Here is a 17,207-nt window from a genome sequence, read left to right as displayed (position 1 = left end):
GTAAAATGGTACCTGTAGGTAGGACACTTGAAAAAGAGTGTTTCACCTACAGGTATTTTTTTATATACTTGAATTTTAGAATATGAGGATTAGGGGACAACATGAGTAAAATAACTTTTTCAACCAAAGAGATAAAAACACTTCAACAGAATCCAAATATACATCGTGTCAGCGATCGGTCTATTACCTATACTGACGATTTTAAAAATAGATTTATTGATGAGTACCTAGCTGGCAAACTCCCTCGTCAGATCTTTGCGGAGAACGGTTTCGATGTGGACGTTATAGGAATAAAACGAATCGAACAGTCAGCCTGCAGGTGGAAAAAGGCCTATGAGAAGAATGGCTTGATTGGGCTTACGGATACGAGGAAAAACGCTTCCGGCAGACCCTTGAAACGTGAGCTTTCACCGTCCGAAGTGATTGAAAGACAAAAGGCAAGAATCGAACTGTTGGAAGGACAGGTTGAGCTGTTAAAAAAGCTAGAAACGACAGAAAGGAGGCTGCTAAACTCAAGCGAAAATCTAAATCCGAATAATGCATATCAATTGATTCAGGAGACCATTGAACAAAATGGATTTAAGGGGATGACCAGGTATCTATGTGGCCTCTTAGAGGTATCCCGGTCTGGATATTATAGCTACCTAAAGGCTTCCTCTCTCCGGGAAGCAAAGGAGAAATTGGATCTTGAAGCGAAGGAAATCATTTTAAAGGCCTTTAATCGGCGCGGATATAAGAAAGGTTCACGCTCCATTAAAATGATACTGGAGAATGATTTTAACATTACGTTTAGCCGTAAAAAGATACAGAGAATCATGAGGAAATATGGAATCATCTGTCCTCACAGAAAGCCAAATCCTTATAAAAGGATCGCTAAAGCAACCAAGGAGCATCAGGTTGTTCCAAACAAGTTAAATAGGGAATTTAAGCAAGGAGTTCCAGGAAAAGTGTTATTAACGGACATTACTTATTTGCCATATAACGGAAATTCCATGGCTTATTTGTCAACCATAAAAGATGCGTCCACTAACGAACTCCTAGCTTACCATGTTTCTGATCGTATCACTCTAGACATCGCAACAAAGACGATTCACAAACTAATGAAAAACAAGAAGATTACACTACATAAAGATGCCTTCATCCACTCTGATCAAGGGAGCCATTATACGAGCCCCAGATATCAAAAGTTATTAAAAAAATATGGTCTAGGACAATCTATGTCCCGAAGAGGGAACTGTTGGGATAATGCCCCTCAAGAGTCTTTCTTTGGTCATTTAAAAGATGAAGTAGACTATCAATCTTGTAAATCCTTAAAAGAACTAAAAGCAAAAATAAATCACTATATGGTTTACTATAACAATTATCGATATCAATGGAATTTAAAAAAGATGACCCCTATTCAATATAGGAATCATCTTCTAGTTGCTTAACCTCTTTTTTTATTGTGTCCTTGACATAGGTACCATTTTATGGCTCACTCTTTTCTTTATTACTAAATTTTTATAAAACATTTTTTCGGTTTCAACTATCAATTCTGATAGTTGAATGAAAGCATGATGTAAAGTTGGACGATTCATTAAAAATTGCATACGGTCTTCTATATTTACTGGTTTCACTTTAAGCCTGTTAAGCTCCTCTTCTAATCTAGTTAGTACGACTGGCCGCTCATTCGTCCAGAAAAGTAATTTAAGAAATAAGCTAATTCCTTTAACCATGAATAGTCGTGTTTCTTTATTTTGGCGCTCTTTAAATAACTTTAATAGTTTGATCCGTAATTCGTTCCATTCACTGAGTATTTTCTTAATCTCGCTTTCTCCCATAAGCCAAGGTGTATCACCCAAATCTCCTAAGTAGTACTTATTTTCATCAACAAAGAAATCAGAAGGTGTCATCTTTCCTTCATAAAAAAAACGATGATTTAAAGGTTCACTTACCTTCATTTTTTTATTTCAATACCTTTCGTACGTTTTCTACCTTCGCGACATATGGAAAGTAAGGGGCATTGTAAACAGTCTGGAGATTGGGCCTTACAATGGTAGCGACCAAAAAAAATCATTCGATGATGCGTAATGCTCCATTCATCCATTGGTACTTTCTTCATTAATGTTTTCTCTACCTCAAGGACACTATCTTTCCATCGGCAAAATGCTAAACGCTTCGAAACACGCTCGACATGCGTATCAACCGCAATTGCAGGTATACCAAAAGCAACAGAGGCAACCACATTGGCCGTTTTTCTCCCCACACCGGGTAGTTCCATTAACGTATCTCGGTCCTGCGGTACTTCTCCATCATATTTTTCGAGCAAAATTTGACATAACTTTTGAATATTTTTGGCCTTATTTCGATATAGCCCAATTGATCGAATATCGGATTGTAATTCTTCGAGCGGTACTTGTAAGTAATCCTCTGGCTTTTTATATTTCTCAAAAAGGGATTTTGTCACTTTATTAACAAGCGCATCGGTACATTGTGCAGATAGAACAACAGCGATTAATAACTCAAATGGATTCGAATGGTTTAATTCACAATGAGCATTAGGAAACATTTTCCCCATTTCATCTAAACAATAGCGTATCTCTTTCATTGTTAACATGTTAACTCTCCCTTAATTTTCTAACCAATTATAGAATGGAACCGATTCTGTATCTTTCTTTTTTTCCGGAGTCTGCTTTTTTTGCTGTTTTAAACGGAAATTCCTACTTTGTTCTTCTGCCTGTTGTACTGTTTTAATCCCTGACCTCTTCCACTCGAATAAAATCCGGTCAATATAGCGGAAATTCAGTTTACCAGATAAAACAGCTTCTTTTAAGGCAGCCTTAATGACAGATGGACTATGGTGGTCGTTATCAATCCACATCGATAACGTTTCACATTCGATTGGTGATAGGGGACGTGCAAATTCTTGTTCAAATAAAGTAAAAAGTGATCCTTCTTCTAATTGCATTTGAAATTCACGACTCTCTTGCTCTAACAACGCATGTTCATCAATTAAGCGAAGCCAAAGGGGTTTTAAAGAATACTTCTCATAATAAATTCCCTCTTCCGTTTTCCCATTTAAAATTTCTAAATATCCCCTTTGAATTAAAGATAATATTGTTTGTGAACATTCCTCTGTTGTTAAAGTCATATATTCTGCTAGTTCATCAATTGTTGGAAAATCTTTCCCTTTTTCAATAAAATGATAAATCTGCAAGATGACCATGCATTCGATATCAGATAAACCAATCTTTTTATAGTAACTAAATAAAAAAGAAGGTATCGCAATTACTCCTTCTTCTATCCAGGAAAGAAACATATTTTTATTCATATTCGTCGCACCTCAAAAATAAGTATAGCATGGAATCGAATAGATTAAAACAGGGACCATCCGATAAGTTCACCTACAATTACGAGAAAAACTAGTAAATGAAGATCAACCAAAAGGATAATCCCTTACATTTTGTATAGAAAAACTATTTAAGTATTAAACATGTAAAGTCATATGTTTATATTTTCAAGAAGTACTCACTTAACCATTTTATTCTCAACAAAATTTTTAATACGAGTGACTGCTTCTAAGAGTAGATTCTCGCTTGTCGCATAGGATAAACGAATATTATCAGGAGAACCAAATCCAGATCCAGGAACGACCGCTACATGTGCTTCACTTAGTAATGCTTTAGCAAAATCATCTACTGTACTATATCCAGTTAATTTTGCAGTTTCTTTCACATTTGGGAATAAATAAAAAGCCCCCTCTGGTTTCACACATGAAAATCCAGGAATCTCTACTAATTTTTCATAAAACATATTTAATCTATGTTCAAATTGCTTCCTCATTTTTTCAACTGGTTCTTGACTACCGCGATAGGCAGCAATCGCAGCGTATTGTGAAGGAGTAGCTGGATTCGAAGTACTATGACTAGCTAGTGATGTCATTTGTTTAATGAGCTCTTTATTCCCTGCTGCATAACCGATTCTCCAACCTGTCATTGCATGAGATTTAGATACTCCGTTTATAATGACCGATTGATTTTTCAGTTCATTCGATAGTTGAGCTATAGAAACATGTTGATTATTTCCATATATTAGTTTTTCATAAATTTCATCCGATACAATCAACACGTGATGTTCTAGACATATTTTCCCAAGTTCCATCAGCTCTTCAGCAGTATAAGTAATTCCTGTTGGATTACTTGGAGAATTAATAATTAACGCCTTTGTTCTACTTGTGATGTGTTCACGTAGTTTTTGTGGAGATAGTTTAAAATGACTATTCTCATCTGTTTCAGCAAAAATTGGTATACCACCAGCAAGTTTTACTTGTTCTGGATAACTTACCCAGTACGGGGTAGGGATAATTACTTCATCGCCATCGTTTAAGATTGCTTGAAACAATAGATAGAGTACATGTTTCGCCCCGTTACCAACAATAATTTCCGCCGGATTATATTCTAATTGTTGATCTACTTTAAATTTATCAATAATAGCTTGTTTTAATTCACCTAAACCTCCAGAGGGGGTATATTTGGTTTTTCCACCAATCATCGCTTGATAGGCAGCTTCAATAATATATTCTGGTGTATTAAAGTCGGGTTCTCCGGCACCTAGTCCGATAACATCAACCCCTTTTGCTTTTAATTCATTCGCTAATGCTGTAATTGCCAGTGTAGCTGAAGGGGTTAATGACTTAATACGATCAGCTAATTCCATCTCTTTTTCCTCCCTTTGCCTTCTCCATTATATATCGCTTTGATTTTATAGAAAGATTAATGAATAATCTATTCATCGTGTAGTTACATCATCTTACAGATTATAAACCCGATACCAATCACCATTAAAATAGTCAATATAAAGGATACTATATCGATTTTCTTGATCACGATACGTTATTTCGTAAGCAGGAGCTTCTTCAATCATCCCTAATTTAATCTTCATAATTTCTTTCGGTCTTTTATCCCTTGAGATATCATTTAGTTCATTAAAAACAAAAGCTTTAACTTTATCCTTACTCATCCCTGCTTTTTTGTTCTCAACATGAACGGTCCCATTTTTATCTTCTGGAACCCAAACGTAAATTTCCTTATTATCCGCAGTAACTCCTTCAATAACATAATAACTATCTGTATAATGGAACCAATCTATATTCGTAACTTTCGTCAAGTTCACTTCTTCTTTAGCCCTTTTTATTGCTTCATTTTTTCCATCTTCTAAAGGTTTAGTAGCCGAATTATATAAGAATATCGAGCCAAGCGTGACTAATAAAATCGTTAATATAGATATCAATGTAACTTTTTTCGCCATTAGCCAATCCTACTCTTTCTACTAGTTATGTTCGATAAATTGTAAAAATTGCTTTTGTTGAATCGTTTTTATCTAAAGCAAGTCCAAACACTAAGTCTTCATATTTTAATGTCCGATTCAGTAAGTCGACTATTTTATATAAATCTGTTGAATAGTCAACCTTTATTGTGGAAAGTATTTCATTTTTGCTCACCATAAAAATCCTCCTAGAGATTCCTTCACGTATAAACATTAAAAATCTTCCTTTATTATATCAAGAAAACAGATAGAAGATAACCATTTTCTTATATATTTGTGAAATGTGTAATGAACTCTAAAATCTTTAACAAATTGGTTACGTTTATAAAGTAAAAACTTAATACTTACTCTTATTGGAATCTCCAACAATTTCTTCGCATAGTTGATTAATATCTACAATTTCTAATGATATGTCATGAATTGACTGTAAAAAACTTCGACCATAATCTGTCGTATAAATTCTTTTGTCAAACAATATTAAATTCTTCTGCATGTTTGGTGTGAGTAATTTCTCAATCGTGTCCTTAAAACGAATCACTGCTTCTGGTAATGACAGTGAATAAAACGGATTCTCACCTTTATTTTTCAACAATTTGGCCCGATTAAAATGAACCGGTTCAAATGGAGATGTAAAAGGAAGTCGTACCATAATTACGGTTTGCAAGGAAGTAATATTATTCATGGATTCTAAATAGGAAGTTGTTGTAAATAAAATGGACTTACTAAAACTCATGAATTGCTTCGTTAATCTGTTCACACTTCCATTCGATATTCCATGTGCCAACAGTAAATATTCCTCAAGAGCACCACTATCTTTAATAAGGTCATATACTTTCCTTAACATCGTATTCGAGTTAAAAATAATGAGTATTTGTCTTTCTACTGCTGTGGCGATTGCAAGAATACGATTACTCATTTGTTCAATAAATTCATTTTCATCAATTTCATTTATATTTGGTAAATCATTTAATGAAAATAATCGTATATTTTCATTAAATGAATTTTGAATCGGAAATTGTCGAGTAACGATAGGAAAATGTAGTAATCCTAGTCGTTCAACCATATATTGAAATGACTGTTCAACGGTGAAAGCATTTGATATGAGAATAATCGATTTTTTATGTAAATACAATGTTTGTGCAAAAAACTCATCTAAATATATTGGTTGGCTACGATAAACAAGAGATGTAAGTGGATTTCGTTCATCCATTTCAATCCAAATAATTTTATTCATATGTAATTGTTGAAACTCATCATTAAATTCTTTGATACAGTTTAATTCGTTAACCAATAAAGAATAATGTCCAACAACCATCTTTTCCTTATCTAATAGTTCATGATAATTCTGATTTAACACATCTAACCAATTCTCGAAATTTGTAAATAGTTCAATATAAGCACTATAAACTCTTTCCCAACTATACATAATTTGCCGGTAATTTTTCAGATTTTCATCTACAACAGCATGTTTGTTCTGTTGATTTCTATTCATAACACTACTAATTGAAAGTCGAGAAAATTCATCGAATAATTCTGAGAAGACGCGTATTTGACTATCTAAATGATTGAAAGCGATCTTCGTCTTCAAACGATATTTCATTAAAATACGATTCATTTTACTAAGTATTTTAAACTGGTCAGCATTCCCTAACTGATTTAATATGTATTTAATTTGTCGATAACTAAATTTATTTCCAACAATTTGTAACGCATTTTTTTCAAATACGTGTGCATCATCTATAATGACATATTCAAAATGGTCAAAATCCTTTACCTGTCCTACTAAGTCACTTATAAAGTAGTGATGATTTGTTAATACAATTTTTGCTGATTGAGCTTGCACAAGTGCTTGGTTATAAAAATCAAAATCTGTCACTGAATTTTTCGTTTCTCCCGTTGCAATTCTTTGCCAAAATTGGCGGCCAAAAGTAGTCAGATTTAATTCGTCTCCATCACCTGTTTCTGTTTCGATTAACCATACAAGTATTTGCATTTTTGTCAATACTTCATCAAAGTGTTCAGATTCTTCACGTAATGATTGTTCGAATTTCCATAAATTTATATAACGATTACGCCCCTTTAAGATTTGAACATTGAATGAATCATACGTTCGTTTCCGGAGATTCGGTATAACCTCTTCAGCCATCAATTGCAATTGTTTATTAGAACTTACCGTTATCAAAATTGGTTGGTTGTTTTCTAATGAAAAATAATATGCTGATAAAAGATAAGCATCATACCGATTGCATCCAGTTGCTTCAACTAACGATATTTCACCATCCTTCAATGAGTGATAAATAAATGTACTCATTGATTCTTTGTTCGCGCTATTTAGGTTATTTTCTTTTAATAAATGGTTCAAACAGGAAGAGTCACTTTTAATATCATCGTTAACTTGTTTTTCATCTATACTTGAAACTTTTTTTATTGCGATACCGTTTATGATTTCAACTTCTTTTTCGGTATCATGTTTGACTGATTTTCTCTCACTACTTATTTTGTCAATTAAATAAAACAAATCGGATTTAAGTTTCTTTGATAACTTTTGAAGTTGATGTAACGTTATACTTGGTAAACTAGCTATCTTATCATATAACGTTATGAACCATTCTGCTGTTACAATCGCGTCACTATCCGCCTGATGAGGTCGGTTGTGATCGAATCCAGCGAAATCAGCGATGTCACTTAATTTATAACTCTCTAATGTTGGCATGAGGATGCGAGTCATTTCTACCGTATCAATGATTGGAATATGTAATTCTGGATAATGATGAACTTCTAACGTTTCTTGTAAGAACTTTAAATCAAATTGGACGTTATGAGCGACGAAACAAGCACCATCCAATAAAGTGATAATTTTTTCTGCAACTTCTGAAAACATTGGAGCATTCATCACTACATTATTATCTATTCCCGTCAATTCTGTAATAAATGGTGGAATAGGAATTTCGGGATTTATATATGTAGTAAAAGTGTCAATTATTTTTTTGTTTTCTAACACAACTGCAGCAAATTGGATCATTCGATCACCATTCTTCGGTGAATGTCCAGTTGTTTCAATATCTACAACAACGAATTTATTCAAATTAAACACCTCATAATCTATCAACAAAACAGTACCATAATTTTGCACTACAGAAAAGTAGCTCATCGCCCAATTGTTCCTTTTTTACGTTTATTCTATTGTCGTACTTGAAAATTTGATTGTTTCATACATCCGTTTATTAAAAAAAGCCTGGCTGATTACTCCAGACTTTTTAAAAAATAAAAAATGTTCATTAGAAACCTTCATTCATCATGATTCAATAACCGTTCTCGCGTCTTCCTCTCCAATTATTTCTACAATATTATTTTCCTCATTTAAGATTGCAATTTTAGGTTTATGATTTTTTATTTCTCTTTCGTCAAGATAGCAATAAGAAATAATAATAATGACATCACCTTGTTGAACAAGTCTTGCAGCTGCTCCATTCACACAAATAACGCCACTGCCTCTTTCTCCAGGGATAATGTATGTTTCAAAACGGGCACCGTTATTATTATTTACAATTTGCACCTTTTCATTAGGGGACATTCCTACTGCATCAATTAAATTTTCATCAATGGTTATACTGCCAACATAATTTAAATTTGCTTCAGTAACACGGGCACGATGAAGTTTCCCGTTCATCATCATTCGAAACATAAATAGACGCCACCTTTTGCTATACTTACAGTTCAAAAATAATATTGTCAATTAATCGGACTTTAGAAAAACGAACTGCTAAAGCAATTATTACTTTGCCTTCGATAACTTGAAGCTCCTCTAATTCTGGATATGAATATATTTCTACGTAATCGATTGAGCCACTAATGAATTCTTGTAATAACTCTTTCATTTTAGTCGTGATTATTTCTGGATTACGTTCCCCAGCAACTATTTCATTTTTCGCCTTCAAAAGAGACTGATATAAATACGGTGCTTCCTTGCGTTCCTCTTCTGTTAAATATACATTCCTTGAACTTTTTGCCAGTCCATCCTCTTCCCTAACTGTTTCAATTGCACATAGGCAGATAGGGAAGTTAAAGTCTTTAATTAAACCACTTACAACAGCTACCTGTTGTGCATCTTTTAACCCGAAGTAGACATTCGTTGGTTGAATAATCGAAAAGAGTTTAATTAACACTGTTGCTACTCCATCAAAGTGACCAGGGCGTTTTCTTCCACAGAGAACATTCACTCTTTTTTTAACTTTAATCTCAACTGTCATCTCATCTGGATACATGTCTAGTGCAGATGGATAAAACAAATAATCGACACCGACTGTTTTTGCTAATAATTCATCTCTTTCAATATCACGAGGATAGGAGTCATAGTCTTCATTGGGACCAAACTGTAATGGATTAACGAACACACTAATAACTACAACTGAATTTTCCTCTCTTGCTTTTTTCATTAAGCTTAAATGTCCTTCGTGCAAATATCCCATCGTCGGTACATACCCAATTGTTTCATTGTTCCTTTTTAAATCGGCAGTCAGTCTTGTCATTTCATCAATTGATCGAATAATTTTCACGCTTTCATTCCCCCATATAAACTTTCAAGCAATTCATCATTTGCAGAATAACTATTTTCTTGATTAGGGAATGTGCTCATTTTTACATCATGACAATACTCCATGATACCGTTTATGATGTCTGATTGAATATTTCCGTAAGACTTGACAAACTTTGGTAACCGGTCCACACCGTACCCGATTGCATCATGATAGACTAACACTTGACCGTCTGCTTGATTCCCTGCACCAATACCAATGACTGGAATTGATAATTGTCTACTTATTTCTTCTGTCAGTTGATAAGGAATACACTCAACTACAAGCATAAATGCTCCATTTTCTTCACAACGCTTTGCATCTTTAATTAATTTTTTCGCAGCTTCTATCGTTTTCCCCTGTACTTTATAGCCGCCTAAAACACCAACAGATTGTGGAGTTAAACCTAGATGAGCGACAACTGGTACGCCGGCTTTCGTTAAATGGAGTATGACATCTAATACATCATCGGCTCCTTCTACTTTCACCGCATTTGCCTTCCCTTCCTGTATTAACCGTACTGCATTTTTCAATGTTTCATCTTTTGATAGATGATAACTTGCAAATGGCATATCGACAACTGTAAACGTATTAGGTGCCCCCCTATTTACCGCTTTTGCATGATGAACCATATCATCTAACGTCACTTCAACGGTCGATTCGTAGCCGAGTACAACCATACCCAATGAGTCACCAACTAATATACAGTCTACTCCGGCCTTTTCTACTAGTTTTGCTGATGGATAGTCGTACGCTGTCATCATCGTAATTTTCTCGGAACTCGCTTTCATCTTTGCAAAATCAGACGTCTTTTTCATTTTTCCATATCCTCCTTTAAAATTCAGAGGAAATGAAACAAAAAACCCTTCTTGAGCAGAAGGATTTTAATAAAGGTAGTTTCATCCCTCTGTCCCGGTCCACATTAGGCTACAGGCAGATTTTTCAAAAAGTATTTTTTATAATAGATTGATACCACCCATAACATGGTGTAGTTCTATCTATCTGAAAATATTATACAAATAAAACTGAGTCTTGACTAGAAAAACATATTTTAAAAGATGAGAATATGAATGATTCAATTCAAGGCTATGTAATTTCTATATCTGCTGAGTAAATTTCGCGAATTTCACCTGATTGCTGTTTTAATAGTAATACCCCATCCTCATTAATACCTAAGGCTATCCCATGATAATTTCCGTTAAGTGTTCTCGCAGTTATTTCTCTACCTATTGAGCATGAATAACCTTCCCAAAGTTGTTTAATTGGTAAAAATCCATTGTCAATATACGTATTTAATAGTTTTTCAAATCGATAACAAAAACATTGCAACAGTTTTGTTCGATCAATTAATTTATCCGCTTCTATTTTTAGAGAAGTAGCAATTGTTTGCAATTCACTTGGAAAGTCTTCTTGTTTTTGGTTTACATTTATCCCGATGCCGATAATTAAAGATTGAATATGACTTTCTTCAGCTTGTAGCTCAGTTAAAATTCCACAAACCTTTTTTCCACTAATTAGTATATCGTTTGGCCATTTAATTTCTGGTTGAATCCCAGCTACATCTTTTATTGCTTCAACAACGGCAACAGCAGTTAGTAAAGTAAGCTGCGGTGCTTGTTGGATTGCTATTTCAGGACGAATAATTAAACTCATCCAGAGACCGGTTCCTTTAGGTGAATACCAATTTCTTACAAGTCGACCTCTTCCTTCTGTTTGTTCATCTGCAACAATTAATGTTCCGTGATTTGCACCATTTAATGCCAATTCTTTTGCCAATTTTTGAGTAGAAGGTACTGTTTCGTAAAAATAGACGGAACGACCAATCTCTTCGGTATGTAACCCTAAATAAATTTCATCTGCAGATAGTTTTTTCGAATGATCAATAAGTAAATACCCTTTTTTGCGAACTGCTTCAACTTGAAAACCTTCTTTCTTTAACTCCTCAATATGTTTCCATACAGCTGTTCGACTACAACCAATTTTATTTGCTAATTTTTCACCTGAAATATATTCACCGTTAGCTTCGCGAAAAGCATTTAATATTACTTTTCGGACATTGGATTTCACGAGAACAACCACTCCTTGATTTTATCCTTTTCATTAGCAACTTCTTTATGTATTACTGCCTTTTCAATATTCTCAATCATTTCTTTAATCCACGGGCCACTTTCTCGACTTGTCCATTCCATTAAATCATTACCAGATACAACTAACTCAGTTCGACATTTGATTGGCAAATTTTCATATATGTCTCTAATTGCTTTAAAATAATCACTTAAAGGTAGATCATTGATCATAGCGTAAATTTTTTCTGCACTTTCACAAATTTCTATCCCGGTATAGTAAATGTTTTCTTCATTCCAGTCTTCCTTGCTTCGTAATTCATAAGCTTTAACAATTTGCTTGACAGTCTTAATCGTTTTTATTGGCGTCTTCCAAGCTCTTAAAAAACTTTCAACCGACTCTACTTTTATGAGAATGAGTAATATTGCCCAAAATTCAGACTCACTCCACATCATCGTACTCATTAGTTGAGCTGTTTGTTTTAGTTCTTTACCATAACTTTTTAATTTTGGTAAAAAATGATGCAAATCTGCTTCGACAAGGTAATAGATAGCTGCTTGCCGATTTTTTCCCATTATTATTTTTTTGAATTCAGCATAAATTCGTTCAATCGAAATGTAAGACAACAAATGGCCATTTTTTTTAATAGCAATCGATGTTTCTTGCTCTATTTGAAATGAAAGCTGACTAATAAACCGAACGGCACGCATAATTCTTAGTGCATCTTCCCTAAATCGTTCATCCGCTTCTCCCACTGTCTTAATTATTTTATGCTTGATAGCCATCCTTCCAGAGAATGGATCAATTAACATACCTGTTTTATCCATAGCAATCGCATTCATTGTGAAATCTCTGCGTTTTAAATCTTCTTCCAATGTTCGAATAAAGGTAACTTCACGTGGTCGACGAAAATCTGTATACTCTCCTTCTGTTCGAAAGGTTGTGATTTCGTAATTTTCACCTTTGTAAATAACAACAACTGTTCCATGTTTTATTCCAACATCAATTGTTTTTGGGAAAATTTGTTTTACTTCTTCTGGAAATGCACTTGTTGCAATATCTACATCGTCTATCGTTCGATTTAATAGAAAATCACGAACAGATCCACCAACAAAATACGCCTCAAATCCTGCTTGCTCTATTTTTTCTAATACTGGTACAGCTTTCTTAAATTTATCAATCATTAAACTCATCCATTTCCACTAATTGGTAATAAATTGTTTCATATTGATTTAATATTTGTTCCGATGAGAAAACAGTATGTACTCTTCTTAAACTTGCTTCGCGAAATTGCATTTGTAGACTTTCGTTTTGTAAAATGTCTAACGATTTTGCTGAAATTTCTCGAATATTGCCCACCTCACAAATGAAACCAGTTATCTCATGAACAATCACTTCAGGTATTCCACCGATATTCGTTCCTATACAAGGTACACCACATGCCATTGCTTCTAAAGCTACTAAACCAAAGCTTTCTTTTTCTGATAATAATAGTAATAAATCACTAATACCATATAGTTCTTCGAGATTTTCCTGTTTTCCTAAAAATAAAACACGATTTGTTAAATGATAGTCATCGACCATCTGGACAATTTTTGACATTTCTGGCCCGTCTCCTACTAAAAGTAATTTAGCTGGAACCTTTTCTGCAATAAGACGAAATGATTCAATAACATCTTGGACCCTCTTTACTGCTCGAAAATTAGATACATGAATTATTACCTTCTCATTTTCTTCAATTCCAAATTGTTTCTTTAAATATTTGTGAGATTGATGGTTTGGTTTATAAACTCTTTCATCAACAAAATTGTATACAGGGTGAATACGTTTGTTAGGATCAATTAATCGCTCTGTCTCGAGTGCAAGCGCGTATGAAACTGCCGTAACGCAATCAGATGAGTTAATTCCAAATTGGATTGCCTTTTTTAAAGAGGAATCTTGTCCTAAAACAGTAATATCCGTTCCATGTAAAGTAGTTACAATTTTAAAGTGCCTTGTCGCCATTTGTTTACCTAATATCGCACATATCGCGTGTGGGATCGCATAATGTGCGTGGACAATATGTAATTTCTCACGATCTGCAATTTCTGCGATTTTACTTGCTAGCTGTATGTCATATGGTGGGTATTGGAAAACAGCATATTGATTCACTTCTACTTGATGATAAAAAATATTTGGGTATATTTTCTTCAAACGAAAAGGAACATTCGATGTGATGAAATGAATCTCATGACCTTTTTCCGCTAACATTTGTCCTAACTCGGTTGCAATGATTCCCGAGCCTCCTACAGTTGGGTAACATATAATACCTATTTTTAATTTCATTATTAAAACCCCTTTTTAGTGACTAACATATAAATGAGAAAACTATCTCATATCTTTAATCACTTTACGCCAATCAATATCACCTCTTTCAAGGCCACGGATGAGTATCTCTGCAGTGCCCATATTTGTTGCTAGTGGAACACGGTATACATCAGCAAGTCGTATAAGTGCAGATACATCAGGTTCGTGAGGTTGAGCTGTCAATGGATCACGAAAGAAAATGACGATATCCATCTCATTTTTCGCAATTAACGCCCCGATTTCTTGATCTCCTCCAAGTGGCCCTGATTGAAAACGATGAACATGAAGTCCTGTAGCATCCTGAATTCTTTTACCTGTAGTTCCTGTTGCAAATAAACTATGTTTTTCAAAAACATACCGATAAGCTGTAACAAACTGGACTAAATCATCTTTTTTGCGATCATGGGCAATTAAAGCAATATTCATTCATATTCACTCCTATACTTTATTGATGAACCCTTGGTAATTTTTTCCTCTTTGGCCAACAGTTTCTAATATTTTTTAATCTAAAATATTTTCCAATCCATACACATACCCATTCAGTTTCATTACAGTTTCTACTGCTACTTTTACACCGGTCATAAACGATTCGCGATCATAGGAATCATGACGAATTGTTAATGTTTCCCCTTTTTCTCCAAATAAAACTTGTTGATGAGCAATCAACCCTGGTAAGCGGACACTATGTATATGCATTCCATGAAAGTTTGCACCGCGTGCTCCTTGTAATTTTTCTGTTTCATTAGGATGACCTTGTGTCTTTGGTTCTCTTACTTCATGTATCATTTCAGCAGTTTTTATCGCCGTCCCACTTGGCGCGTCTAATTTTTGGTCGTGATGTAATTCAATAATTTCGACATTTTGAAAATACTTGGCTGCCATTTGTGAGAACTTCATCATTAATACAGCACCAATGGCAAAATTCGGCGCAATAATACAACCAATTTTTTTATGATTTGCAATTGCTTTTAATTCCTCTAACTCTTGAAGTGTAATCCCAGTAGTTCCAACAACTGGCCGTACGTTTAGCTCCATTGCCGTCTTGGCATGATAAAATGCAGCCTCTGGAACCGTTAAATCAATTAAACAATCTGGCCTTTGCTCCATTAAACATTCATGTATACTCGTATATACTTGGCACTTTACTTCTCTAAATTGAGGATCTATGTCAGAAAGAGCACGACCATTGTCTTGGCGATCAATTACACCTACTAATTGTAAATGTTCTTGATTCGTCACCATTTTTACAGCCTCTCTCCCCATTCTTCCTCGAGGTCCGGCAATAACAACTTTAATACCTTCAGTCATTTTTATTTTCCTCCTATTCTTTTCTTGTCCAACGATTCGCATCTCTCGTATTAAACTTTTCCATAACTCTATTATGTGCTTCTTCTAGATCTATTTCCAATGAATTAGCAAAACAAATTAGCACGAATAAAACATCACCTAATTCTTCTTCAATTGTTTTTTCTTTCTCTTCAGTTTTTTTCGGTTTCTCACCATAATAATGATTTACCTCTCGTGCTAATTCCCCAAGTTCTTCAGTCATTCTAGCCATTAAAGCGAGTGGACTAAAATACCCTTCCTTGAATTGTGAAATATAGAGATCCACTTCTTTTTGGAGTTCTTGCATTGTTTTCAAAAAATCACCTCATTTAGATAAATGGATATATTTTCATATTATATGTTACTTGAAGTCCGTAGAAAATGACAATGATTATTTTCTTACGCTATAGTAATTGCTACACTTCGTTTAAAAGAGTAAAATAATTAGCGACGTTTAAATTATGGTTATAAATTCTTTATAAACGTAAACTATAGTTTAAAAAGGATGGTGCACATGAAGTCTATATTAAGTACGATAAAACTCAGGCAAGTAATTTTTATCATGTTAGGTGCAGCGATTTTTTCATTTGGACTCGTTCATTTTAATATGCAAAACAACTTAGCAGAAGGTGGATTTACAGGTATTACTTTACTACTATATTTTTTATTTTCGTTTAATCCATCTATTTCGAATTTAATCTTAAATATACCGGTTTTTATTCTCAGTTGGAAAGTATTAGGTAAAAAGAGTTTTATCTATACAATTGTTGGCACTGTCAGTCTATCTATATTCCTTGAAATATTTCAACGCTATCAATTTACTATACATCTTGAAAATGATATGACCCTAGTTGCTTTGTTCGCTGGAGTTTTTATCGGTATAGGTCTAGGGATTATCTTTAGAAATGGTGGAACAACAGGTGGAGTTGATATTATTGCACAGTTCATAAACAAACATACAGGCTTACCAATTGGTCGGACGATGTTTATGTTTGATGCAACAGTCATTACATTATCAATCATTACCTATTTAACACCTAGAGAAGGAATGTATACATTAGTTGCTGTTTTTATCGGTGCAAAGATTATCGATGTCATCCAAGAAGGTACTTATTCTGGAAGAGGCGCATTTATTATATCAGATAAAAATAATGAAATCGCGGAAAAAATCTCTAAAGATATGTATCGAGGGGTAACCTTTCTTGAAGGGCACGGTTTCTATACGAAGACTAATAAAAAAGTACTATATTGCGTAGTGGCAAAACGGGAAATGATACAATTGAAAAATATCGTCACATCTATTGACCCAAACGCGTTTGTTACCATTACACATGTACACGAAGTAATGGGTGAAGGATTTACTCTAGACGAACACGGTAACCCCATTCGTTAATCTTAGTACATATAAAATCTTGAGAATATGCTAGTAGAATATAAAGAAAACGCTAGGGTCAGCGCCTTTAGACAACCAAAGAGTCGCAGTTTGCCGAGCGGATTAGAAAATAAGAAATTGAAAAATTTATACTTTCCTAGCAGCTAAGGAAAAAACCGTGGAAACGGTATGAATTGAGCCCCATTCGTTCGATAGTTGTC

General features: G+C 34.2%; 18 protein-coding genes. 2 read left to right on the top strand and 16 right to left on the bottom strand.

The window, feature by feature from the left end; genetic code table 11:
• Positions 1–101: 101 nt before the first annotated feature.
• Positions 102–1,430: an IS3 family transposase gene (locus BN2144_RS12760; RefSeq protein ID WP_033826480.1), complete on the top strand. Its 1,329-nt coding sequence runs from the start codon at positions 102–104 to the stop codon at positions 1,428–1,430.
• Positions 1,431–1,439: 9 nt separating this feature from the next.
• On the opposite strand, the gene BN2144_RS12755 is transcribed toward BN2144_RS12760, so the two are convergent.
• The 16 genes from BN2144_RS12755 to BN2144_RS12685 all read right to left on the bottom strand — a co-directional run bounded on the left by BN2144_RS12755 (position 1,440) and on the right by BN2144_RS12685 (position 15,921).
• Positions 1,440–1,940, bottom strand: coding sequence for a YpoC family protein (locus BN2144_RS12755; protein WP_050632304.1), 501 nt, complete (start codon positions 1,938–1,940; stop codon positions 1,440–1,442).
• On the bottom strand, positions 1,937–2,596 hold the full coding sequence (gene nth / locus BN2144_RS12750) for an endonuclease III (RefSeq protein WP_033828572.1): 660 nt from the start codon (positions 2,594–2,596) through the stop codon (positions 1,937–1,939). Before nth ends, BN2144_RS12755 begins: the two co-directional genes overlap by 4 nt.
• Before the next feature lie 12 nt (positions 2,597–2,608).
• Complete coding sequence (locus BN2144_RS12745; protein WP_033828571.1) at positions 2,609–3,310, bottom strand: DnaD domain-containing protein; 702 nt, start codon at positions 3,308–3,310, stop codon at positions 2,609–2,611.
• Positions 3,311–3,507: 197 nt separating this feature from the next.
• On the bottom strand, positions 3,508–4,695 hold the full coding sequence (locus BN2144_RS12740) for a pyridoxal phosphate-dependent aminotransferase (RefSeq protein ID WP_033828570.1): 1,188 nt from the start codon (positions 4,693–4,695) through the stop codon (positions 3,508–3,510).
• Between the two features lie 93 nt (positions 4,696–4,788).
• A complete protein-coding gene (locus BN2144_RS12735) occupies positions 4,789–5,286 on the bottom strand; it encodes a cell wall elongation regulator TseB-like domain-containing protein (RefSeq protein ID WP_033828569.1) in 498 nt (165 codons plus the stop codon).
• Positions 5,287–5,311: 25 nt separating this feature from the next.
• Positions 5,312–5,482 carry a DUF4264 family protein gene (locus BN2144_RS19240; protein ID WP_075047832.1) on the bottom strand — a complete coding sequence of 57 codons (171 nt, stop codon included), beginning with the start codon at positions 5,480–5,482 and terminating at the stop codon, positions 5,312–5,314.
• A gap of 159 nt (positions 5,483–5,641) precedes the next feature.
• The gene (gene dinG, locus BN2144_RS12730; RefSeq protein ID WP_033828568.1) at positions 5,642–8,389 is read right to left on the bottom strand and encodes an ATP-dependent DNA helicase DinG; all 2,748 of its coding nucleotides are present in this window, start codon (positions 8,387–8,389) and stop codon (positions 5,642–5,644) included.
• A 210-nt stretch (positions 8,390–8,599) separates the two neighbouring features.
• Entirely contained in the window at positions 8,600–8,989 is a 390-nt protein-coding gene (panD, locus tag BN2144_RS12725) for an aspartate 1-decarboxylase (protein ID WP_033828567.1), read from the bottom strand.
• A gap of 25 nt (positions 8,990–9,014) precedes the next feature.
• Complete coding sequence (gene panC / locus BN2144_RS12720; RefSeq protein WP_033828566.1) at positions 9,015–9,860, bottom strand: pantoate--beta-alanine ligase; 846 nt, start codon at positions 9,858–9,860, stop codon at positions 9,015–9,017.
• Positions 9,857–10,696, bottom strand: coding sequence for a 3-methyl-2-oxobutanoate hydroxymethyltransferase (gene panB, locus BN2144_RS12715; protein ID WP_033828565.1), 840 nt, complete (start codon positions 10,694–10,696; stop codon positions 9,857–9,859). The genes panC and panB overlap by 4 nt, the downstream gene beginning before the upstream one ends.
• A gap of 268 nt (positions 10,697–10,964) precedes the next feature.
• Positions 10,965–11,945, bottom strand: a complete 981-nt coding sequence (locus tag BN2144_RS12710; protein ID WP_033828564.1) for a biotin--[acetyl-CoA-carboxylase] ligase — start codon at positions 11,943–11,945, stop codon at positions 10,965–10,967.
• Complete coding sequence (locus tag BN2144_RS12705; RefSeq protein WP_033828643.1) at positions 11,942–13,126, bottom strand: CCA tRNA nucleotidyltransferase; 1,185 nt, start codon at positions 13,124–13,126, stop codon at positions 11,942–11,944. The genes BN2144_RS12710 and BN2144_RS12705 overlap by 4 nt, the downstream gene beginning before the upstream one ends.
• A complete protein-coding gene (bshA, locus tag BN2144_RS12700; RefSeq protein WP_033828563.1) occupies positions 13,119–14,267 on the bottom strand; it encodes an N-acetyl-alpha-D-glucosaminyl L-malate synthase BshA in 1,149 nt (382 codons plus the stop codon). The genes BN2144_RS12705 and bshA overlap by 8 nt, the downstream gene beginning before the upstream one ends.
• 42 nt (positions 14,268–14,309) lie before the next feature.
• Positions 14,310–14,714, bottom strand: a complete 405-nt coding sequence (mgsA, locus tag BN2144_RS12695; RefSeq protein WP_033828562.1) for a methylglyoxal synthase — start codon at positions 14,712–14,714, stop codon at positions 14,310–14,312.
• Positions 14,715–14,789: 75 nt separating this feature from the next.
• A complete protein-coding gene (gene dapB, locus BN2144_RS12690) occupies positions 14,790–15,596 on the bottom strand; it encodes a 4-hydroxy-tetrahydrodipicolinate reductase (RefSeq protein WP_033828561.1) in 807 nt (268 codons plus the stop codon).
• Between the two features lie 13 nt (positions 15,597–15,609).
• Complete coding sequence (locus tag BN2144_RS12685) at positions 15,610–15,921, bottom strand: nucleotide pyrophosphohydrolase (RefSeq protein WP_033828642.1); 312 nt, start codon at positions 15,919–15,921, stop codon at positions 15,610–15,612.
• Positions 15,922–16,137: 216 nt separating this feature from the next.
• Here BN2144_RS12685 and BN2144_RS12680 point away from each other — a divergent pair, with 216 nt between their 5' ends.
• Complete coding sequence (locus BN2144_RS12680) at positions 16,138–17,007, top strand: YitT family protein (RefSeq protein WP_094763148.1); 870 nt, start codon at positions 16,138–16,140, stop codon at positions 17,005–17,007.
• Positions 17,008–17,207 lie beyond the last annotated feature (200 nt).

It is taken from the genome of Bacillus andreraoultii, assembly GCF_001244735.1.
Taxonomy (GTDB): Bacteria; Bacillota; Bacilli; order Bacillales; family Caldibacillaceae; genus Caldifermentibacillus; species Caldifermentibacillus andreraoultii.
Note: the sequence above shows the minus strand (reverse complement) of the source record. Positions and strands in the feature narration are given on the sequence as shown.